Annotated in this window: 10 protein-coding genes; 5 read left to right on the top strand and 5 right to left on the bottom strand. The window is 70.7% G+C overall.

Features of this window, described 5'->3' with window-relative positions:
- Window positions 1–129 precede the first annotated feature (129 nt).
- The 5 genes from AWC16_RS12425 to AWC16_RS12405 all read right to left on the bottom strand — a co-directional run bounded on the left by AWC16_RS12425 (window position 130) and on the right by AWC16_RS12405 (window position 8111).
- A complete protein-coding gene (locus tag AWC16_RS12425) occupies window positions 130–474 on the bottom strand; it encodes a hypothetical protein (protein WP_085265063.1) in 345 nt (114 codons plus the stop codon).
- A gap of 95 nt (window positions 475–569) precedes the next feature.
- Complete coding sequence (locus tag AWC16_RS12420; RefSeq protein WP_085265062.1) at window positions 570–3767, bottom strand: arabinosyltransferase domain-containing protein; 3198 nt, start codon at window positions 3765–3767, stop codon at window positions 570–572.
- A gap of 21 nt (window positions 3768–3788) precedes the next feature.
- Window positions 3789–5645 (bottom strand): galactan 5-O-arabinofuranosyltransferase, encoded by a 1857-nt coding sequence (locus AWC16_RS12415; protein ID WP_085265192.1) that lies wholly within the window; start codon window positions 5643–5645, stop codon window positions 3789–3791.
- A 316-nt stretch (window positions 5646–5961) separates the two neighbouring features.
- Window positions 5962–6726 (bottom strand): decaprenylphospho-beta-D-erythro-pentofuranosid-2-ulose 2-reductase, encoded by a 765-nt coding sequence (locus AWC16_RS12410; protein ID WP_085265061.1) that lies wholly within the window; start codon window positions 6724–6726, stop codon window positions 5962–5964.
- A 2-nt stretch (window positions 6727–6728) separates the two neighbouring features.
- Entirely contained in the window at window positions 6729–8111 is a 1383-nt protein-coding gene (locus AWC16_RS12405; RefSeq protein ID WP_085265060.1) for a decaprenylphosphoryl-beta-D-ribose oxidase, read from the bottom strand.
- Window positions 8112–8188: 77 nt separating this feature from the next.
- Here AWC16_RS12405 and AWC16_RS12400 point away from each other — a divergent pair, with 77 nt between their 5' ends.
- From AWC16_RS12400 to AWC16_RS25555, 5 genes are all read left to right on the top strand, one after another.
- Window positions 8189–8749, top strand: a complete 561-nt coding sequence (locus AWC16_RS12400) for a hypothetical protein (protein ID WP_234812242.1) — start codon at window positions 8189–8191, stop codon at window positions 8747–8749.
- Between the two features lie 28 nt (window positions 8750–8777).
- Window positions 8778–10670 carry a fatty acyl-AMP ligase gene (locus tag AWC16_RS12395; RefSeq protein ID WP_085265059.1) on the top strand — a complete coding sequence of 631 codons (1893 nt, stop codon included), beginning with the start codon at window positions 8778–8780 and terminating at the stop codon, window positions 10668–10670.
- A 636-nt stretch (window positions 10671–11306) separates the two neighbouring features.
- A complete protein-coding gene (locus AWC16_RS12390) occupies window positions 11307–13490 on the top strand; it encodes an autotransporter outer membrane beta-barrel domain-containing protein (RefSeq protein ID WP_085265058.1) in 2184 nt (727 codons plus the stop codon).
- Between the two features lie 39 nt (window positions 13491–13529).
- Window positions 13530–15791, top strand: coding sequence for a hypothetical protein (locus tag AWC16_RS12385; RefSeq protein WP_085265057.1), 2262 nt, complete (start codon window positions 13530–13532; stop codon window positions 15789–15791).
- Between the two features lie 52 nt (window positions 15792–15843).
- Window positions 15844–22269, top strand: coding sequence for a PE family protein (locus AWC16_RS25555; protein WP_165759215.1), 6426 nt, complete (start codon window positions 15844–15846; stop codon window positions 22267–22269).
- Window positions 22270–22471 lie beyond the last annotated feature (202 nt).

The following is a 22471-nucleotide window of genomic DNA, read 5'->3' as shown; positions in this document are numbered from 1 at the left end:
GTCAGGTCGGGGTGTCGGGTGCGGGAATTTGCGGCCGGGTGTCGGGGGTGCGGGAATTTGCGGCCGGGTCGGAGTCGGGGTGCGGCGACGACGCCGGGGTCAGCGGGCCGCAGCCGGGTCAATCCCGGCTCAGGGCGGGTTTGGCTCAGGGTCAGCCCGGCCCTCGGGGGAGTCCCACTGCTCCTTCGCCCGGGCTCGCAGCGTCATCACCCGCTGGTGAATTCGGTACTCGGTGCTGCGTGGCATCGACGCCGGGCCGTAGAGCCCCCGGCGACGCCGGTACACGCGGCCGTATCGGCACTCCCAGCGCAGCGCGTCGGAGATTGCCTTCGAAGCTCGGCCGACCACCGCGAAGCCCCGGGATTCCAATTCATCGGCCAGCTCGCCGATGGTGGCTGGGTAGTCACGGTGGTGCAAATAGTGGGTGAGCACATAACGAAGTTCGATCCCGCGCAGTGTTATCGCGTTTTTCATACCCCACGATGGCACCGGGGTGTGACACGACGAACGTTGTCGCTGATAGGCGGGCAATTAACGACATATACCCCCGGGGCCGCGAGGCCCGCGGGTCAGTGCCGCAGCGGCGCCGGGCTCCACAACCCGGACCGCACCGCCGTCCCCAGGTCCAGTTGCGCGGGCGTCGCCGCGGGGTAGTAGGGCGTCAACTGCTGCAGGGCGCCCCAGTCACGGAACCAGTCGTGGTTCAGGTAGCTGGGCACGGTGGTCGCGTGCACCAGCAGTTCGGTGATGCCCAGCGGGCCGCCGCCGTTGTTGTCCATCACCGGAGAGTTCGCCTCCGCGCCGAACCGGTCCGGCAGGATCCGCCACTTCGGCACCTCGGTCACCCCGTTCTGGTGGCCGAACGGGCGCTGGCAGGGGAACGCCAGGCCCACCAGCCAGTCCAGCAGTACCGGATCCGAGGATCCGACCACATCCTGCAGGGTGCGCAACTGCGGGACACGCGGCGGCGTCACCGCGATCCAGTGTTGCGGAGCCAGGTCGTCGTCGCGGACCACCAGCCGGATCTGAGTGGCCTCGGCCGGGATCGCGGACAGCGGCGCGCGCAGGTTGCGCCACGCCGGGACTGCGCCGATGTCACCGAAATCGACCGTCCCGCCGGGCTTGTCGTTGGCGGCGCCGGAGTCGGTGGCCCACTGCGCGGTGACCTCGCCGCGGTCGAAACGGCCCGCGGCCGCCACCACCAGCAGCGGTCCGGCGTTCGCCCGGTCGGCGGGCAGCCGGTACCACGCGGAGCGCAGCAGCGACGGCATCTGCATACCGGGGCGCCAGCTGCCCAGCACCGGCACCCGGGCCGGGTCCAGCTTGTAGGGCAGCCGGGCCCGCGAGCCGTTGACCCCTTCACGGGCCGTGGTGCCGCCCTCGGTGCCGGCCTCGCCGCCCGCGGTCTGCGCGTCGTCATCGGCCAGCCGGCCCAGCCCCGGCGGTCCGATCACCTGGTCGGCGGTGACGTCGGCGGGAATCCCGTTGGGGGTGAACCCGACCGAGAAGGTCGCGCCGAGCGCCTCGGCCACCGGGGTGTCGACCGGATCGAGCATGCCGGCATTGGGGTCCTGCTCGACCAGCACGTCATCGGCCAGCCCGCATGTTTTGCCGGTCAGGGCGTCCAGGTTGGAACGGCCCACCGTCCACGCCGGGTACTGGCCCACCATCGAGGCGGTCAGCGACACCACCTCGAACAGGATCAGCACCCAGGACGCGATGGCCAGCGGGTAGCCGGACAGTGCGGTCCAGCGCGGCGGGCGGTCTTCGCCGTTGGCGAAGTGGAACCAGGCCGCCACCAGCAGCGCGAACACGGTCAGGGCCACCCCGATGGTGGCGAAGGCCAAGTGCCACTTGGGGAATGCGTTCGACCACGGCACCCCGAAGTTCGAGACGTACCACCAGCCGTTGACGCTGGCGAACGACAGCGCGGTGATGAACAGCACCACCGCGGTGAACATCGTCCGGTTGCGCCGCGAGTGCATCGCCGCCGCGCTCACCGCGACGGCGGCCAGCGCGCCCAGTGACCCGGCCAGCCCGGCGAACACCCCGAAGTGGTGGGTCCACTTGGTCGGCGTGAACATCAGTCCGATGAAGGAGATGATGGTGATCCCGATGATGCGGCGGCTCGGGCCGGCCGCGGTGCCGGGAATCCGGCCCTTGCGCAGCGCCATCGCCACCGACACCGCCAGCGCGACGCCCAGGGCCAGCACCGGGAACCGGCGTGCCACCGAACCGTCGGGGGTGGCCAGGAACAGTCGCTCGTAGCGGACATGCTCCTCGAACCAGGCCAGGCTGGGCCCCACCGCGGACTTCAGCGTGCTGGCCTCGATCTCGCCGGCCAGGGTCTGGTCGCGGAAGATCACGATCGCGGTGATGCCGACCGCGGCGGTGATCGGCGCCAGCAGCGGCGCCAGGCCGAACTGCTTGGAGCGCCGGTGCAAGATGGTGCGCAGCGGCCCGATCGCCACCAGCAGCGCACCGATGGAGGCGATTCCCGTCGGCCCGGAGAACAGCGTCATCGCGCCGATGATGCAGGCGATCGCCAGCGGCAGCAGCCGGCTGGTGGCCACCGCGCGCTCCACCGAGCACCAGGTCGCCAGGATGCCCAGCGCGATGATGGGCTCGGGGCGCAGCCCGTTGTTCAGCGGCAGCCAGAACGCCAAGAACATGCCGGCCGCGGTCCAGGCCGCCGCCGGACTGTGCTTGACGGCGTGACCCAGCCGGGGGATCACCTCGCGGCTGATCAGCCACCAGCACGCCAGCGCCATGCCCAGGGTGGGCAGCCGCATCCAGATGCTGGTGGTCGACACCTGCGACCACACCGCCAGCAGGTCGTAATACCAGCCGAAGGGCGCCTCCGGGGTGCCGAACCAACGGTAGAAGTTGGCCATGTAGCCGGCGTGCTCGGAGATCCGCGCCATGGTCAGGATGTAGCCGTCGTCGGAGGTGTTCGCACCGACGAAGTGCCACCAGACCAGTACCAGGGTGACCAGCGCGTCCAGCGGCGACATCGACCACCAGCGGGCCGGCAGGAAACGGCGGTGCCGGGTGCCGTCGGCGGTGTCCAGGACGTGCAGGGCGATCAGCGCGACGATCGTCAGCGCCACCCCGAGGATCATCGCGGCCAGCTTGAGGGGAGTGGGCGCGCTGGAGAAGCGGGTGTCGACGGTGGCGGTGAAGTCCAGTCCGGCCGGCGCCGGCCCGGACAGGTCGGTGTAGACGCCGACGATCTGCGGCCGGAAGTCGTAGCCGCTGCGGGTGCCTTTGAGCGGCGAGCCGGGGTGTTCGGCGTTGGGACCGTATTTGAGGCCGACGAACTCCGCGGTGACGCGGTCGGCGTGCGCGGTGAACGTCAGCTTCTCGCAGGCCGGGCTCAGCACCTGGGTCAGCGGCGCCACCACTACCGGCACGTTGCGCACCACCAGGACCAGATCGTCGTTGACGCGTTCGATGAGCAGGCCGCGGTCCACGGCCTTGGGGGCCTGCTTGGGCACCGTGGACAGCAACACCGTCTTGGTCGCGGTCAGCCCGGCCGCGGCCTGACACGGCACGGTGATGTCCAGATCGGTGGCGACGTAGCCGATCAGCGGGGCCTGCACGCTGGTCAGCGCGCCGTTCTGCGGCCAGTTGAGTTCGGCGGTGGTCTGTTTGACCGGCAGTAACGGGGTGAGGATCGCCAGCAGGGTGCCCAGCACGCCGGCGACGACGGCGACGGTCCGAGCCACCCGGTAGTTGCGCGTATCGGTCACGGACCTAGATGCTATCGGGGTGCTCGGCGGCGTCTGTCAGGTGCGGACGGCGAGCACGAACGGCCCGATCTTCTGCACCTGGAACTGCGGCCCGGAGAACAGCGCCGCGTCCAGTTCCACGGTGTAGCGCCGCACGTTGGGGTGGTTGGGGTAGACGTCCTTGGCCAGCTTCAGCGTGTAGGTGTCCCCGGCACCGGGCCGCATCAGAAACACCGTCGGCGCCGGCCACGCCAACTCGTCGAGCGCGCGGGTGAACTGCTCTGAGGTCTGAAGCTTGGACCACGCCCCGATCGCGCCCGCACGCGCGGAGAACTGCGCCAGGGGGTTGGCGTAGTGCGACGTCAGGCCCTGGAAACCCCAGTAGGGGTAGTAGGACAGGAAGCTGTAGTCGGCGGTGAGCACCACGGTCTCGTTGCGCGGCTTGCCGGTGGCTTTGGTGATCGCGGCGTCAACGGCCTCGTAGTACTTCGCCGCGCCGGGTGCGCGGCGGTCACCGCGTTCGCCGTGGCCGTCGGTGTCGGTGTAGGCGACGGTGATGTCGGGCCGCAGCACCTCGGGGATGTCCTGGCTGAACGCCAGGGCCCCGGACAGTCCCACGGCCGTCGCCGCCGGATACACCACGCGGTGCCAGCCCTGTCCGGCCCGGCCGAGGGCCCGGGCGCCCTCGATGAAGCCGAACACCCCGGCGGTGGCCAGCAGCACGGCCAGCGTCGGCTGCAGCCGGAAGCTCAGCAGCGTGGTGCGGGCCAGCGTCGACAACATGGACAGGATCGACCAGGCGTAGACGCCGACGACGCCGATCGCCAGCGCGCCGGCCCGGGTGGATTCGCGGGCACGCACCACCAGCCACAGCGTGCCCAGCAGGCACAGCGCACCGAGCAGGGTGAACTGCAGCATCGGGAAGCTCAGCTCGGCGCCGTCGCCGGGCAGGTAGTGCCGGGCGCTGCCGGAGTCGCTGACCGGGTGGTGCAGCGTGGCCAGCAGGTACGGCGTCCAGGTGATCGACGCGATGGCCAGCGCGATCACCCCGATCACCGCCAGCCTGGCCAGGGGGTCGAAACTCCGCCGGATCGCTGCCAGCAGGAGCGCCATCAGGATCACGGTGAACGCCGTGTAGGCCACCAGCAGGGTGTAGAAGGTGGCCGCGAACCCGAGGAAGATGCCGGCGCCCGCGATCGCTGCCCAGCCGCCGCGGTCGCCGGCCCGCAGACCCGACCAGGTCAGGATCAGCACCGGCGGCAGCAACACCGTGATCATCGCGGCGTAGGGCTCCGGGGAGCTGTTGGCCAGCGTCACCGCGGCGCCGGCGATGGTCACCAGCAGCGCGTACTCGAAGCGGATCAGCTTGTTCCACAGCACCAGCGCGACCGCGACCGCCACGGCCATCGAGGTGATCGCCCACGGCTTGTACATCTCCCAGGCCGGCAGTCCGGTCAGCGCCGCGGCACGTCCGCCGAGCCAGAACCAGCCCGGCGGGTAGAACGACGGCAGCCCCAGGTAGGTCATGTCTGCAAGTCGCGGGCTGTCGGCAAGCCGGGTCAGGTATTCGGTGCGGAACTGCTGGTCCACCGAGATCCCGAACAGGTAGAGCTTGGTGGCGCCCAGCGGCATCGCCAGCGTCACCACCGAGAACGCGCTGGTGAATGTCACCGCCGCCAGCCAGGCCAGGGCCTGTCGCCCGCGTCGCCAGAGCAGGGCGCAACCGACCAGCCCGGCCAGGCAGCCCACTTGCCCGACCGTGGTCAGCGCATGCAGTTGGTTCGACGACGGATACGCCGGCCACTCCACCCGGGAGATCGCCACCAGCGCGACCACCGAGACGGCGACGGCCACTGCGGCGGCCAGGAGCATCTGGGCCAACGTCTTGCCGGCGGTGACCGACGCGGTGCGCATGGTCAGCATCGGCCTGTCAGGTGTGGGTGCGAGCGAAGGCTCGTGAAGGGGCTCGCAAAGGGAAAGGTATGTGTGTGTTGCCCGCCTATGAGCGACAACCGTTGGGGCTGGAACCTTTCGGAGGGGTGCATCCCGCTTTGTCGGGATGAAAACGTGCCGAGTGTGCGGTTTCGTACGCGACACGCCGGCGCTGGCGTACGAAACCGCACACTCAACGAGTCTTCTGCCCGGGCGTGGACGCGGAACAAGGCGGGCAAATAACCCAGTTGTCGCTCATAGGTGGGCAACTCGCAATGTCCTGCCCTGCTGGCCGACATCAGATCGGAAGCCGACGGAAGATCGCCCGCGGGACGTGCCGCAGCACCATCATGACGTAGCGGAATGCCCCTGGCGCCCAGACCAATTCCTTGCCCTTGGCGGCCGCGGTCACCGCCAGCTCGGCGACGTCCTCCTTGTCGACGGTCAGCGGTGCCTCCTTGACGTGCGCGGAGAACCGGGTGCGCACCTGGCCGGGCCGGATCACCAGCACCCGCACCCCGTGGTCGCGAAGCGCCTCGCCCAGGCCGAGGTAGAAGCCGTCGAGCCCGGCCTTGGTGGAGCCGTACACGAAGTTGGTGCGGCGCACCCGCTCGCCGGCCACCGAACTCATCGCGATGATCTGCCCGAAACCCTGCGCGCTCATCTTGCCGGCGAGCAGCACACCCACCGAAACCGCTGCGGTGTAGTTGATCTCGGCGACCTGCACGGCTTTGGCCTGGTTGTGCCAGAGCTCCTCGGCGTCGGCGTCCATGCCGAACGCCACGATCGCCACGTCGATATCACCGGCGCTGAACGCCGAGTCGATCATGGCTGGGTGGCCGGCGGTGTCGAGTGCGTCGAAGTCGATCACCCGCACCGACTTGGCTCCGGCGGCCTCCATGGCCGCCACGGCGCCGTCGCGGCCGGGATCACCCGGCAGGCAGGCCAGCACCACGCTCGCCGAGGCGTGGCGCAGATAGCGTGCGCAGATCGCCAGGCCGATCTCGGACGTGCCGCCCAGCAACAGGATGGACTGGGGATTTCCGGTGGCGTCAAGCACCATCTCTACAGCAGCTCCAAACGTCGGGCCATGTCGGAGGCGAAAATCCCATCGGGATCCACCTTGCGGCGCACCGCAATCCATTCGTCGATGCGCGGGTACATGGCGTGGAAATTCTCCGCGGTGGTGCGGGAATCCTTGGCGGTGTAGAGCCGGCCGCCGAACTCCAGCACCCGGCGGTCCAGGGCGTTGAGGAATTCGTCCACCCCGGGTCTCATCGGGAAGTCCATGGCGACGTTCCAGCCGGCCATCGGGAAGCTCAACGGCGCCTGGTTGCCCGGCCCGAACAGTTTGAACACATTGAGCGCCGACGAATGCCCGCTGGCCTGGATGTCGCGGATGATCGCCTTGAATTCCTCGACCGCCTCGGTGGGGACCAGGAACTGATACTGGGCGAAACCCGCGGTTCCGTAGGCCCGATTCCATTCCCCCAGCAGGTCCAGCGGGTGGTAGAACTGCGTCAGGTTCTGGACCTTGCCGCGATAGTGCCCGCCCCGCCGGTAGTACAGCTCACCGATCACGCTGGCGGAGAGCTTGTTCATCAGCCCGTTGGGAAAGACGTCGGGCACCGTCATCAGCTGCGGAGCGTCGAACTTCAGCGGGTTGCGGGCCAGCTTCTTGGGCAGCTCGTCGCGCAGCGCCAGCCGGCCCCGGGTGATGGCCGCTCGCCCGAGTCTCGGCGGCGCGCTGACCGCGTCGAACCAGGCCGAGGAGTAGGTGTAGTCGGCTTCGCTGCCGTCGCTGTGGAAGGCGACGGTCTCCTCCAGGTCGGCGGTGTTGTCGCCGTCGTTGATGAAGTACGCCGTCTCGGTCGGGGTCATCGCGATGGTGGCGCGCAGGATGATCCCGGTCAGCCCGTTGCCGCCGACGGTGGCCCAGAACAGTTCGGCCTCGGAACCGTCTGGGGTCAGTTGCCGCACCGAACCGTCGGCGGTCAGCAGATCCATCGAGACCACGTGGTTGCCGAAACTGCCTTCGCTGTGGTGGTTCTTGCCGTGGATGTCGCAGGCGATCGCCCCGCCGATGGTGACCTGGCGGGTCCCCGGCAGCACCGGCACCCACAGACCGAACGGCAACGCGGCCTTCATCAACTGGTCCAGGCTCACGCCAGCGTCGACGTCGACGACGCCGCGATCCGACGAGATCGAGTGGATCCGGTTCAGCGCGGTCATGTCGATCACCAGGCCGCCGCCGTTCTGGGCGTTGTCGCCGTAGGAGCGGCCCAGACCGCGGGCGATCACGCCCCGGTTGCCGGCGTCGGCCGATCGTGCCACCGCCTTGGCGATGACCTCGACATCCGGGGTCGACAACACCTGCGCCACGCTCGGCGCGGTGCGTCCCCAGCCGGTGAGCCGGCGCGCGGTGGTCTCGAACTCGGTGCTCAACATCGCACATGAGGGTACCGGCAACGCGCCACATCCCGGGTCCGCGTGACTATTCGGAGCTGTCCCGCTACGATCGCGCAATGCCTGAGACTCCTGCTAGCGATTCCCCCTCCTCGGCCAAGGCCGTCAAGCCCAAGAGCGCGGGTTTTCCGCAATCTTCCACTTCAGCGCCGGGGCTGTCCCTGCCGACCATCGCCGCGTTGGCGTTGGCCGTGATCGGTATCGTCTTGGCCATCTTCGGATGGTTCCACCCGTCGACGAGCCAGAAGTTCTCCGGCGACCAGCGCCAGGAAGCCAAGGGCAAGATCTGTGACGCGCAGGGCGTCGTGCGTCAGGGCACTCAGTTCAACACCAACCTGCAGAACCCGGTGCCGGGTGACCTGGCCGGTGACCTGGCCGTCGGCACCAACGCGCGCCTGTCGCTGTTCGCCGGCGGTGCGTTCCTGCACCAGCGCCTGGAGGAGAACCCGGCCACCCCGGCGGACCTGGCCAAGGCAGTCGGCGACATGGCCGACACCCTGGAGGCGCTGAGCATCAACTACCTGGCCGGACACTCGCCCGACGACTCGGTCCAGCAGCCGCTGCGCGACCAGCTCCGCGGCGAGATCGACGTCCTGGACAATCTCTGCCAGCCGGAGTAAGTCCGTAGGAATAGGTGGTCGCTGGGCAATGTCCGGGACAGTGCCCAGCGCACCCACCCTTGTCGACCTGCTGTCGCAGCAGGCCGACAGGCACGGCGGCAAGGTCGCGTTCCACTTCTGCCCCGAGGGCGACGAGGAACGCGACCGGCTGACCTACCGCGAGCTGGATCGTCGGGCACGGGCGGTCGCCGCCGGCCTGCAACAGCACGGTGCGGCCGGCCAGCGGGTACTGGTCTTCTGCCGCCCGGGCCTGGACAGCATCGTCGGCTTCTTCGGTTGCCTGTATGCCCGCGCGGTCGCGATTCCGGTGGACGCGCAGTGGACCTCGGCCCGAATCGCAGCCATCGTGCCCGATGCGCGGGCCGAAATCGCCCTGGCCACAACGAAAACCCAAGACGGGATCCGGGCCGCGGCGGACGCTGCGGCCGAGGCGGCGGGCGCACCGCCCCTGCAATGGTTCGCCACCGACGAATTGGCCGGCGATGCCTCGGCCGCCGACCGGTGGGCGCTGCCGCCGGTGACCGCGACCACCGTCGCCGCGATCCAGTACACCTCGGGCACCACCAAGGTGCCCAAGGGTGTTGTGCTGACCCACGGCAACTTCATGCACAACCTGGAGACGGTCCGCCAGACCTGGAATCCCGCACCGGACAACCCGGTTTTCCATCGCCCGGTGGGTTCGGTGACCTGGCTGCCGCAGTATCACGACCTGGGCCTCATCGGTGGCGTCCTGATGACGCTGTACGTCGGAACCACGACGGTGGTGATGTCGCCGGGCGCCTTCCTGATGCGTCCCATGCGATGGCTCGAAGCGATGTCCCGGCACGGCGCGGTGATCTCCGGCGCACCGAACTTCGCCTACGAGTGGTGTATCAAGCGCAGCTCGCCGCAGGAGCGGGCGGCGCTGGACCTGTCCAACTGGCAGGTGGCCCTCAACGGCGGTGAATCGGTGAATCCCGCGACGCTGCAGGCGTTCTCGGAGGCATTCGCACCGGCCGGGTTCACACCCGAGACATTCCTTCCGGTGTACGGCCTGGCAGAGGCGACGCTGGGGGTGTCCGGTGGATCGGATGCCGGAGCGCTGGGGCTGCCGGTGATCGCCCATATCGATCGCGGCGCGCTCGGTGAGGATCGGGTTGCCGACGCCGCGCCGGGTGATCCGGCCGCCTCCGCGATAGTCGGGTGCGGGCGGCCGCGGGGCGGCCAACGGGTCATCATCGTCGACCCGGAGACCCGAACCGAGTGCGATGCCGACGGGGTCGGGGAGATCTGGGTCGCCGGGCCCAGTGTGGGGCAGGGGTATTGGCGCCGTGGCGAGGAGACCGCGCGGACGTTCGCCGCGCACCTGGCCGACACCACGCGAGATTTTCCAGGGCCGTTCCTGCGTACCGGGGATCGTGGATTCCTGCGCGACGGCGAACTGTTCATCACCGGACGCTGCAAGGACCTGGTGGTCATCGGCGATGTCAACCACTACCCCAACGACATCGAGCGGACCGTGCAGGACTGTGACCCGATGTTGCTGCCCGGCCGCGGCGCGGTGTTCGCGATAACCGGGGATCCCGGCGATCCCCACGCTCGCGAACGGCTGGTGGTGGTGCAGGAGGTGCAGCGCCATCGATCCGGCGACACCGATCTGGACGCAGTCCTCGAGGCGATCCGGGCTGCGGTCCGACACCATCACCGGGTCGAGGTGCACGACGTGCTCCTGGTCAAGCCGATGTGCATTCCCACCACGTCCAGCGGCAAGATCCAGCGGATCGCCTGCCGTGAACTGTTCAGCGACGGCGAGCTGGCGGCGGTCGCGCAGTGGAACGCCCCGGAGACGGACAACGCGGCCCTGGAACCCAAACAGCAGATGGCGCTCGGTCTGGCCCGGTTCGTGGGCAGGCTCGTGCGCCAGGGACGCGGATCGGACTAAGACCGATCCAGACCCGGTGGGCGTCACGGTGACGGTGGCGGTGCCTGCCCGCTGTCGGAGGCGATGACAGTCGGCGAGCGCCGGCGGGCGTAAGTGAACAGCCGTGCCGAAATTGTGGTGTATTCGTAGCGCCGGGAACAAGCTCAGCAAACCGGTCCGGCACAGCTGCTCGATCTCGTCGTCGACGACCCCCGCAAGTGCCGGCGCCGTGACCGGCGGGGCCACCCCGACGGCCGGGATGTACCCGCCGAGACGAAAAAAACGGTCGCCCGTCGGCAGACAGTCGTCCACTGGAGCTTTCCAGCGGTGATGGTTCGGCTCCTAAGTCATTTATCAGCATGTTTCCTAATAAAAACGCGAAAGCGGTGCCGCCGAAACTTCCCAGCGCCTGGGCGACGATATTGGAATTCTCCGGAAACCTTGGTGAAGTTACCCGCTATTCACCAGTCCTGACCACGCATGTTGTCAAAAAAATGACCACGCGCGTTGTCATAAAAATGACTACACACGTTGTCATTGGGCGCCTGAAAAATTGGACTGCCGAAGCGCTGTGAAGCTGAGAAATCCATGTTGGAAATGTGATTCCGCTCATGTACTGTCGCGAACGTTTGATCCCCGAGATGGAAGAAATTACCGATGCAGCAGATACTTCGTCCCTACGCCACGACGGGTGTCGCCCTGGTCGGTGCCGGTCTCGTCAGCGTCGCTGTGGTACCGACTCCGCAGGTGAGCCTGCATCCCTCGGCGGCTCCACGGCCGGATCTCGCGCCGGTCCAGCAAAAGCCGAACCTGCGGCTGGTGGCCAACACGTCCGACGTCCTGGTCACCTGGGATGAGCTGTTCAGCAATACCGCGGCCAACCTGGCGAACCTGGGCCAACATGTGGACTCCGGTTCACTGCCGTCCGAGCTGGGTCTCATCCTGTCGTCGGTCGCGCCGTTCATCACCGTCACCAACGCCTGGAACGAGATCTGGGCCGCCATCGCGATCGACCCGGCCAACACGCTGAGCATCCTGTTCAACGCGCCGGCCACCCTGCTCAACGCCTGGCTCAACGGCACCAACACGATCGACCTGTTCGGCATCGTGGTGCCGGCGTTCAACGGCCTGCTGGTCGGGCCGCAGCCGTTCGACCTCGAGCTGCGGCTCGACCAGGTGCTCGACTCCATCAACCTCGGGAACAAGAGCCTGACCGAGATCCTCTCCGGTATCGGGATCGGCGACCTGCCGATCGGCTCGATGGTGACCAGCCTGCTCGACGGGGTCGGCCTGGGTGACCAGACTCCGCTGGACCTGATCAACGCGATCGGCATCGGCGAACAGTCCGCCGCGCAGCTCGCCACCGGTCTGCTCGACGCAATGGGGCTGGGACAGAAGAACCTGATCGACATCCTCGGCGACGTCGGCCTCAGCGACGAGTCGGTGGCGGACCTGGGCGCCAAGCTGCTCGACGCGATCGGCATGGGTAACCCGACGCTCGGCGACTTGCTGGGCGATGTCGGGCTGGCCGACCAGTCGGTGTCGGGCGCGCTGCTGGCGGTGTTGGACGCGGCCGGCATCGGGAACCCGACCGTCACCGGCCTGCTCGACCAGCTCGGCCTGGCCCAACAGCCGGTCGCTGACCTGGCCGGCAGCCTGCTCGACGGGCTCGGCCTGGGCCAGCAGACCCCGGTCGATCTGCTCGGCGCGCTGGGCCTGGCCGACCTGACTGTCGGCGACATCCTGCCCAAGGTTCTCGATGCGCTGGACCTCGGTCAGCGGACCCCGGTGGACCTCGTCGACGCGATGGGCCTGGGCGACGTCAGTGTGGGATCGCTGGCCGCCGACTTCCTCGGTGGCGCCGGCCTGGGCGACACCACGGTCGGCGACCTGGTGAATGCCGCCGGCCTGGGCAGTCTGACCATGCAGAACATCGTCGATGCCGCCAACCTGGGCGAGGTCTCGCTGGGCACGATCTTCACCAACCTGGGATTCGGTGGCCTGACCCTGAACAACCTGATCTGGGCCACCGGCGGCGAAACCGTCGCGGCCAAGATCGGCGGCCAGGGCATGATCGACGGTTTCAACGACCAGACGATCAACAGCATCCTGGCGGGCCAGGGCATGAGCAACCAGACCATCGCCGAGCTGCTCGGGCCGATGGCCGACGAGAAGCTCAGCACCCTGCTGGAAACCAACCTGTCCATGACCGTGGGCTCGCTGTTGACCGGTATGGGCTACAACGACCAGACGCTGGACGAACTGGTTGCCAGCTTCGGAATGAACGACACCAGCCTGGGCCAGCTGCTCACCGACCTGGGGCTGGGCGACACCACCCTCGACCAGATGCTCGCCGATCTGCTGGGCACCTCCACCCTGGGTCAGCTGCTCGACGACGCCGGTATCGGTAACCAGCACCTGGGCGACCTGCTGGACGGCATCTTCAGCGGCCAGACATTGGGCTCCCTGCTCGGCAGCACCGACCTCGGTGACACCCACCTCGACGCCCTGCTGCACAGCCTGCTGGGCGACATGACCGTGGGGTCGGTGCTGGGCGGCCTGGGCTTCGCCACCACCGACCTGAACACGCTGGTCGGCGACTTCCTGGGCGGCCAGACCATCGGCGATCTGCTGAGCGGCTTCGATCTCGCCACCACCGACCTCAACACGCTGATCGGCGACCTCCTCGGCGGCGGGACGTTGAACGAGTTGCTCATCAACATGGGCCTGGGCAGTGACACCTTGACCGAGCTGCTCGACCAGTTCGGTCTGGCGGACATGGTGCTGATCGACACCCATATCGGAGATTTCGGGGGCCTGTTCGCCTCCCTGTTCGGGTAGCCGACCCACCCACTTCCAGGAATCGATTCGGAGAACGTGATGCTTCAGATGCTTCGCCCCTACGTCACCCCCGGCATCGCCGTCGTCGGCGCCGGCCTGATCGCCGTCGTTCCCTCGGCAGCGCCCATGCCCGCCGCCGCGGCCCCGCTCACCCAGCAGTACCCGGTGGCGCTGACCGCGGACCCGGCGAACGACGTCACCGGCCTGCTCACCAGCTGGGGGCTGCTGCCGACGATCACCGTCAACGCACTGCCGCTGCCGGCGCAGATCAACATCGAGCTGGGCTCGACGCTGCACACCCTGTTGGCGATGATCGGCCCGTTCATCACGATGACCAACGCGTGGAACGACATCACCGAGCAGCTCGCCGCCGACCCGGCCAACGCGTTCATGATCCTGTTCAACGCGCCGGGCACGCTGATCAACGCCTTCCTCTACGGCACGGCCGGCATCGACGTGGCGGGCATGAACATCCCGCTGTTCAACGGCCTGCTCGTCGCACCGCACACTGCGACGGTCGATCTGCAACTGGGTCAGTTGGTGGACCTGGCCGGCGTCGGCAACACCACGCTGGGAGACCTGCTCGGCGACTTCGGCATCGGCGATCAGTCGGTGGGGGGCCTGCTGACCGGCCTGCTCGACTGCCTGGGCTTCGGCCACATGAGCGTCACCGGGCTGCTCAGCGAATTCGGGATCGGCGACGAGCCGATCGCCGGACTGGCGGCCAACCTGCTCGACGTGATGGGCATCGGCAACCCGACGATCTCCGGCCTGGCCGATCAGGTGGGGCTGGGTGACAAGTCGATCGCCGAAGTGCTGACCGGTCTGCTCGGCCAGGCCGGCATCGGCAACCCGACCCTGGCCGGCCTGCTCGACGAGTTCGGGCTCGGCGACCAGTCGCTGGGCGAGCTGGCGACCGGTCTGCTGCAAGCCGGCGGAATGACCGACACCACCATCACCGGCCTGCTCGGCCAGCTCGGTGTCGGCGACCTCACCCTGGGTGAAGCGCTCAAAGATCTGGTCCATGCCACGGTGGGCGGCGACGTGACCATCACCGACCTGCTCGACCAGTTCGGCGGCGAGGATCTGACCATCGGCAGCATGCTCAACCCGCTGCTGGAAGCCTCCGGTTTCGGCGACCAGAGCATCGCCGAGCTGATCGACAGCCTGCTGGGCGGCATGTTGGGTGGCGGCAGTGCCGGCAGCATGACCGTCGGCGACCTGGTGATCGAGATCCTGCAGGGCGCCGGCTTCGACATGTCGCTGGCGGAGGTGCTGCAGAGCTCGGAAATGTCCGGCATGACGCTGGGTGACCTGCTCGAAGGCACCGAGATCGGTGAGCAGAAGTTCACCGACCTGCTGACGCAGGCCGGCGTGGGCGACCAGACGCTGCTCGAGCTCGCGAACGGCGCAATCCCGGTCCCCGACATCACCTGCCCCCTGTTGCCGGGTCTGTACAACGTCTCCTGCTACCAGACCCTCAACAGCCTGATGGGGAACAACAGCCTGCTGGAGACCCTGCAGCGGCTGTACAGTGCCGGCGCCCCGAACCTGGGCGTGGCACCCGGCACCCCGCTGGCCGACATCACCCTCGGCCAGCTGCTGGGTGCCACCGGCGTGTCCGACGAGAAGCTCAGCGAAATCTTGACCGGCCTGAACCTGACCACCCCCTTCGACACGGTCATGCAGAACCTGGGCCTGGACGACGTCACCCTGAGCACCGTCCTCAACAACGGTTTCCCGGATCTGATGAACACCTCGCTGGTGTCGATCCTGAGCTCCTGGGGCCTGAACAACCTGAACATCGACACGGTGATCGACCGGCTGGGCCTGGACGTCACGATCAACGGGCTGCTGGGCAACCTCGGGCTGAACCAGGTCGACATCGGCAGCGTCATCGACCACGTGCTGGGCGGCATGACACTCGGTTCGATCGCAAATGACCTGGGGTTGAACAACATTCACCTGGATGGCTTCTTGGAAGGCCTGCTGGGCGGCGCCAAGGTCGGCGACCTCCTCGATGACCTGAACCTGGACAGCGTCCACCTGGACGAGATTCTTCAGCGCCTGCTCGGCGGAGTCACGGTCAACGACATCGCCAACTCGCTGGGCCTGGGCAGCGTCACCCTCGACGCGCTGGTCGCCAGCCTCGGTCTCGACGGCCTGACGGTCAACGACGTGATCGACGGCCTGGGCCTCGGCGGCCTCGACCTCGACGGCCTGCTGTCCAACATGGGCATCGCCGGCACCGATCTGATCACCATCAGCATCGGACAGCTCGGCGGGCTGTTCGGCTTCTAGTCCGATCCCGGACTTCCTCGGCAAAACATCACTTCACGAAAAGCAAGGGCGGATGACAGCAATGGGCGGCAGGCGCGACGGTGCACAACGGCGGACGGCGAACCCCAACGGGACGCGCCGTGGCAAACGCGTCGCCGGAGCCGGAACCGCGGTGGGTGCGTTCCTGGCATTCGGGATGAGCCCGCTGGCCGCCGCGCCGGCCCACGCCGACGAGCTGGACTGGGTCATCGACGTGCTCGGCCAGAGCCTCGGCGAGGCCGTCATCCAGCTCGACGACCCGTCGTCGTGGCAGACGATCTTCGACGCCGACTCATGGTCGCCGCTGTTCACCCAGCTCGACAACGGCTGGGAAGCCGCACTGGTCCCGATGTCGGCAGCGGCCACCGACCCGTTCACCGAGCTGTTCAACACCATGTTCTACCAACCGATGCACGCCAGCATCGAGAACTGGATCACCAGCTCGCTCGGTATGCAGGTCAACGGTGCCATCAACGGCCTGTTCGGGATGTACCTGATCGGCAACGGCGCCGACGGCACCATCGACAACCCGGACGGCGGCGACGGCGGCCTGTGGCTCGGTGACGGCGGTGACGGCTATGGCCTGACCGGTAGCGGCGGCAGCGCCGGATGGTTGTTCGGCAACGGTGGTGACGCCGGCAGCATCCTCGACCCCGGCTCGGTCGCCACCGGGGCGGCGGGCCACGGGGGCAACGGCGGCGGTCTGTTCGGCCACGGCGGTGCCGGCGCCGACGGTGTGGAGGGCGGCGCCGGCGGCAACGGCGGCAACGGCGGATCCATCTTCGGCTACGGCGGCAGCGGCGGGGACGGCGGCGTCGGGCTGGCCGGTACCGCCGTGCACGTCGACGGCGGCAACGGTGGCGCGGGCGGTGCCGGGGGTCGCGGCGGCGTCTGGATGGGCAAGGGCGGCTCCGGCGGCAATGGCGGCGCCGGCGGCGAGGGCGCGGCCGGCGCGGCCGGTACCGACGGCGTGCAGGGCACCTTCACCGGAGGTGGCAACGGCAACGGCGGCGACGGCGACAACGGTGGAGCCGGCGGCCGGGGCGGCAACGGCGGCGTGGGCGGCAACGCCGGCGCGGGCGGCATCTTCGGTGGTGCGGGCACCGGTGGCTCCGGCGGGTCCGGCGGCGACGGCGGCGACAGCGGTGTGGGCGGTAACGGCGGCGACGGCGCGGCCGGAACCGCGGCAAACCTCCACGGCGGCAACGGCGGTCGTGGCGGCGAGGCCGGCGTGGCAGGCGCCGCGGGCCAGGGCGGCGCGGCCGGTAACGGCACCGGCGGTGTCGCCGGCGTGGCCGGCAGTGCGGGCGAAGCAGCCACCGTCAGCGGCAACGGCGGCAACGGCGGCGCCGGCTTCAGCGCGATCAACCCGGGCCAGATCGCCGGTAACGGCGGCCGGGGCGGTGACGGCGGGTCGACCGGCAACGGTGGCAACGGTGGCGTCGGCGGTAACGGGGCGACCGGTGCGGTCGGCGGCAACGATGTCGCCGGCAATGGTCTGCAGGGCGGCGCCGGTGGCGCGGCGGGTAACGGTGGTGTCGGTGGTGCCGGTGGATCGGTCTCGGGCAAAGGCGGTGCCGGTGGTGCCGGTGGTGTCGGCGGCGCCGGTGGCTCCGGTGGCGCCGGAGAGACCGGCGCTGCCGGTGAGGACGCGATCGCCGGCAGTGGTGCCGCGGGCGGAACCGGCGAGAACGGCGGTAACGGTGGCCAGGGCGGTGTAGGCGGTTTGGGCGGCAACGGTGGCGCGGGCGGCGCCGCCGTCAACGGCACCGCGGGCGCGCACGGCGCGGGTGGTGTCGGTGGTGTCGGCGGCGCCGGCGGGGACGCAGGCAACGGTGGCCAGGGCGGTACGGGTGCCGGTGGTGGCATCGGCACCGCGGCCGGTAACGGTGGTGCCGGCGGTAACGGTGGCTCGGTGGGCGCGGGCGGCGACGGTGGTGCCGGCGGCCAGGGCGCCGGTGGCGCGCAGGCGGCAGGTGGCGCGGTGGGTGCGGCCGGTAATGGTGGCGACGGCGGTGCGGGCGGCACCGGTGGCGCCGGGCAACTGCTGGCCAACGGCTTTGCCCAGTCCGGTGGCGTCGGCGGTAACGGCGGTAACGCGGGCGCGGTCGGCGACGGTGGTGCGGGTGGCGCCGGCGGTGCCGGGGCGACCGGCGAGGCTGGGACGACCAACGGTTCGGGTAACGGCACCAACGGTGCCACCGGCGGCAACGGCGGTGCAGGCGGTGTGGGTGGTGCAGGTGGCTCCACCTCGGGTAACGGCGGTGTGGGTGGTGCCGGAGGTGTCGGCGGCACCGGTGGTGCCGGTGGCTCCGGCGCCGACGGAGTCGACGGCGCGGATGCGGTCGCCGGCAGCGGCGGCAACGGCGGCGACGGTGGTGACACCACCAGCGTCGGCGGCAACGGCGGCAGTGGTGGTGTCGGCGGTACCGGCGGTGCGGGTGGTACCTCGGCCCACGGCACCGCGGGCGCCCAGGGCGTCGGCGGCGTCGGTGGTGCGGGCGGCGCGGCCGGTGACGGTGGCACCGGTGGTGCCGGCGGTGACGGCGCCGGTGGCGGTGCCAACGCGGCGGCCGGTCGCGGAGGCAACGGCGGCAGTGGCGGCACGGCCGGCCAGGTCGGCGTCGGCGGTGCGGGCGGCGTCGGCTTCGGCGGTCAGGCGGCAGGTGGTGCCGCGGGTGCGGCGGGCAGCGCGGTCGGTGGCGTGGGCGGCAACGGTGGCGACGGCCAGGTGCTCGCCGACGGCACGGTGCAGGCCGGCGGCGCGGGCGGCAACGGCGGCAATGCGGGTGCGATCGGCACCGGTGGTGCCGGCGGGAACGGCGGCAGCGGCGCAAGTGGCGCGACGGGCGGGCGCGACGCGGCGGGCAACGGACTCACCGGTGGCACCGGCGCCGCGGGCGGTGTCGGTGGTGCCGGCGGCGCGGGCGGCACCATCTCCGGGGACGGTGGTGCCGGCGGTCAGGGCGGCGCCGGCGGCGCGGGTGGCAACGGCGGCAACGCCGGCTTCGTCATCCCCGGCAGCGGTGCGTCCGGCGCGACCGGCGGCAACGGCGGAACCGGCGGCGCCGGTGGGGCCGGTGGCATCGGTGGTGCCGCGACCGACGGCAACGGTGGGGCCGGTGGCCAGGGTGGTGCCGCGGGCAGTGCCGGCAACGGCGGCAACGGTGGCGTCGGCACCGGCGGCGGCAGCGCTGCCGAGGCCGGCAGCGGTGGCCAGGGTGGTGACGGCGGCGAACGCGGCACCGCGGGTGCCGGTGGTGCCGGTGGTAGCGGAGCCGGATCCGGCCAGGACGGTGCGGTGGGCGCGGCCGGTGGCGCCGGCGGCGGTGGTAACGGCGGTGAAGGCGGTCGCGGCGGCGACGGCCGCGAACTCGCTGACGGCACAATGCAGATCGGTGGCGCCGGCGGCCAGGGCGGTAACGCCGGGTCGATCGGCGACGGTGGACGCGGTGGTACCGGCGGTGCGGGCGCCAGCGGTGGGACCGGCTCGGTCAACAGCTCGAACGGCGCCAACGGCGCCACCGGTGGTGTCGGTGGCGCCGGTGGTAGCGGCGGCGCGGTCTCCGGCAACGGTGGTGCCGGCGGCGTCGGCGGCCACGGCGGAAACGGAGGAAACGGCGCCAACGGCGTGACGGGCACCGCGGGCATCGATGCCGCGGCCGGCAGCGGCCTGGCCGGTGGCAACGGCGGCCACGGTGCCGACGGTGGCAACGGCGGCAACGGTGGCGCCGGCGGGCAGGGCGGCGTCGGCGGCAGTGCGGCCAACGGGACGGCGGGCAAGGCCGGTATCGGCGGTATCGGTGGAAACGGCGGCAACGCCGGCGAGGGCGGCGACGGCGGTGCCGGCGGGCGTGGCGCCGGAGGCGGGTTGAACCTGATCGCCGGAAACGGCGGGGCCGGTGGTGATGCCGGCAACGTGGGCCAGGCCGGTGGCGCCGGGCAGGGCGGCCTGAGCGGTGATGGCGTCACGCAGCGTGCCGGCGGTGTCGCGGGGGTGGCGGCGGTCGGAGGCGGCAACGGTGGTGCCGGTGGCGATGGCGGCGCGGGCCAGGTGCTGTCCAACGGCGCTTCCCAGGCCGGCGGTGACGGTGGCGCCGGCGGTAACGCGGCTGCGGTCGGCGCCGGTGGCGCCGGCGGTAACGGTGGTGCGGGCGCGAGCGGTGACGCGGGATCCACGGACGCCGGAGGCGACGGCACCGACGGCGGCCACGGCGCGGCCGGTGGTAACGGCGGGGTCGGTGGCGCGGGTGGCAGCACCTCCGGCAATGGCGGCGCGGGCGGCCGCGGTGGTGCCGGCGGTAACGGAGGTGCGGGTGGCAGTGGCCTCGCCGGCGCCGCCGGGCAGACCGACGCCGCCGGTGAGGGCACCGACGGTGCCGACGGCCTCAGCGGTGGCAACGGTGGCAACGCCGGTGCCGGCGGCAACGGCGGCGCAGGCGGCTCAGCCGTCAACGGCATGGCCGGCGAGCACGGGGCCGGCGGTGCCGGTGGCCAGGGCGGTGCGGCCGGTAACGGTGGTACGGGCGGTCGCGGCGGCGATGGTGCGGGCGGCGGACTCAACGCGGTGGCCGGCACGGGTGGCAACGGCGGCAACGGCGGTGTGATCGGGCAGGCCGGCACCGGCGGTGCCGGCGGCCAAGGTGCCGATGGCATCTACGCCGCCGACGGGGCGGCCGGTGCTGCCGGTGTCTCCAACGGCGGCGCCGGCGGCAACGGCGGCACCGGGCAGGTGCTGGCCGACGGCAGCGCCCAGACCGGCGGCCAGGGCGGCAACGGTGGCAACGCCGGAACGGTCGGCACCGGTGGTGCCGGTGGTAACGGTGGTGCGGGTGCCACCGGTGCGACCGGGGACACCGACGCCTCCGGCACGGGCACTCAAGGCGGCAACGGCGGCCTGGGCGGCAACGGCGGCACCGGTGGTGCCGGCGGCAGCGTGGCCGGTGACGGCGGCGCCGGTGGACAGGGCGGCGCGGGCGGTGCCGGTGGCACCGGTGGCGCCGGGCTCAACGCCACCGTGGCAGGCCAGAACGGTGGCAACGCCGGGGACGCCGGGAACGGCGGCCAGGGCGGTGTGGGCGGCCAGGGCGGTAACGCCACCAACGGCACCGGCGGGGCCGGTGGGCGCGGTGGCGCCGCCGGCGATGCCGGGAACGGCGGCCAGGGCGGCGCCGGCGTCGGCGGAGGCGCCGCAGCCAGCGCCAGCAACGGCGGCGACGGCGGCGACGGCGGCGAACGTGGCACGGCCGGACAAGGCGGTGCCGGCGGAACCGGCAGCGTGCAGGACGGTGCGCACGGCGGCGTCGGTGCGGCCGGCGGCGGCGGCAACGGCGGCAACGGCGGTGCGGGCGGTAGCGGGGTCGGCGTGATCAACAATGTCGGCCAATCCGGCGGGAACGGCGGCCTGGGCGGTGCCGCCGGCACCAACGGCAACGGCGGCGACGGTGGCGCCGGCGGTAGGGGTGCGCTGGGCACCAACCCGGTCGCGCCGACCCCGGGCGGGTCGAACCCGTCGGCGCCCAACGGCTCCACCGGATCGGACTGCGGCAGCACGGTCGGCACCACCTCTTGCACCGCCGGAATCGGCGGCGAGGGCACCCTGGGCAACAACGCCAACAACGGCGGGCACATCCAGGACGGCGGCAACGGCGGCACCGGCGGTCGGGCCAACACGGGAGCGTGGTTGGGCCAGACGGCTACCGGCGGCCGGGGCGGCGACGGCGGTGACGGCGGGGTGGCCGGCAACGGCGGCGACGGCGGCACCGGCGGCTACGCCTACGTCGGCGGCAGCTCGAGCGGCGCCCGCGGCGGCGTCGGCGGTGACGGCGGCAACGGCGGCAACGGGATCGACGGTGTGACCGGCGGCAACGGTGGTGTCGGTGGTGCCGGTGGTGCCGGGGGCTCGGTGTCTGGTGTGGGCGGCAACGGTGGCGTCGGCGGTGCGGGCGGCAACGGTGGCGACGGCACCGTGGGTGGCAACGGCGGCGACGGCGGCACCGGCGGGGAGGCATACATGTCGGCGCCGGTCGGCGGCACCTCCGCGGTCGGTGGTCACGGCGGTGACGGCGGCAACGGTGGATACGGCGGTAACGGTGGCAACGGTGGCATCGGTGGCCAGGGCGGTGCCGCGGGTGCGGCCGGTGCGGATGGCGCCGGTCAGGCCGGTGTAGGCGGCGCCGGGGGCAACGGTGGCGCCGGCGGTGATGGCGGCAATGGTGGCGACGGTGGCGACGGCGGCGACACCAGCCGTGGCACCGCATTCGGCAGTCAGACAGCCGGCCAGGGCGGATCCGGCGGGACCGCGGACTCCGGCGGAACCGGCGGCGCCGCCGGCACCGGAGGGGCCGGCGGACAGAACGCCGACGGCTCGACCGCATCCAGCGGTGCGGGCGGTACCGGAGGGGCCGACGGCACCGACGGCGTCGCCGGCAGCGGCGGATCGACCGGCAGTACCGGCTAAGGCCTCGACGACCTCGGCATCGGTCAGCACATAACCATTCCTGTCCTGTTCAACGCAAAACCAGTCCTGTTCAAGTAGTGAGGGTCTCCCTGTGATTAGTAAGCGCCGCAATGCAACTCGGGTCGGTCGTCGGGTGTTGGGTGTGGGTTCTGTGGCGGCGTTTTTGGGGTTGGGGGTGGTGCCGTTGGTGTCGTCTCCGGTG

It is taken from the genome of Mycolicibacter longobardus, from assembly GCF_002102265.1.
GTDB lineage: Bacteria > Actinomycetota > Actinomycetes > Mycobacteriales > Mycobacteriaceae > Mycobacterium > Mycobacterium longobardum.
This window is presented reverse-complemented; position numbering and strand designations above follow the sequence as displayed.

Coding starts and splice junctions, on each gene's coding strand:
- AWC16_RS12415 (WP_085265192.1), bottom strand. CDS start 5,645: ATGCGCACCGCGTCGGTCACCGCCGGCAAGACGTTGGCCCAGATGCTC.
- AWC16_RS12395 (WP_085265059.1), top strand. CDS start 8,778: ATGTCCGGGACAGTGCCCAGCGCACCCACCCTTGTCGACCTGCTGTCG.
- AWC16_RS12425 (WP_085265063.1), bottom strand. CDS start 474: ATGAAAAACGCGATAACACTGCGCGGGATCGAACTTCGTTATGTGCTC.
- AWC16_RS12410 (WP_085265061.1), bottom strand. CDS start 6,726: ATGGTGCTTGACGCCACCGGAAATCCCCAGTCCATCCTGTTGCTGGGC.
- AWC16_RS12385 (WP_085265057.1), top strand. CDS start 13,530: ATGCTTCAGATGCTTCGCCCCTACGTCACCCCCGGCATCGCCGTCGTC.
- AWC16_RS12390 (WP_085265058.1), top strand. CDS start 11,307: ATGCAGCAGATACTTCGTCCCTACGCCACGACGGGTGTCGCCCTGGTC.
- AWC16_RS12400 (WP_234812242.1), top strand. CDS start 8,189: ATGCCTGAGACTCCTGCTAGCGATTCCCCCTCCTCGGCCAAGGCCGTC.
- AWC16_RS12405 (WP_085265060.1), bottom strand. CDS start 8,111: ATGTTGAGCACCGAGTTCGAGACCACCGCGCGCCGGCTCACCGGCTGG.
- AWC16_RS25555 (WP_165759215.1), top strand. CDS start 15,844: ATGACAGCAATGGGCGGCAGGCGCGACGGTGCACAACGGCGGACGGCG.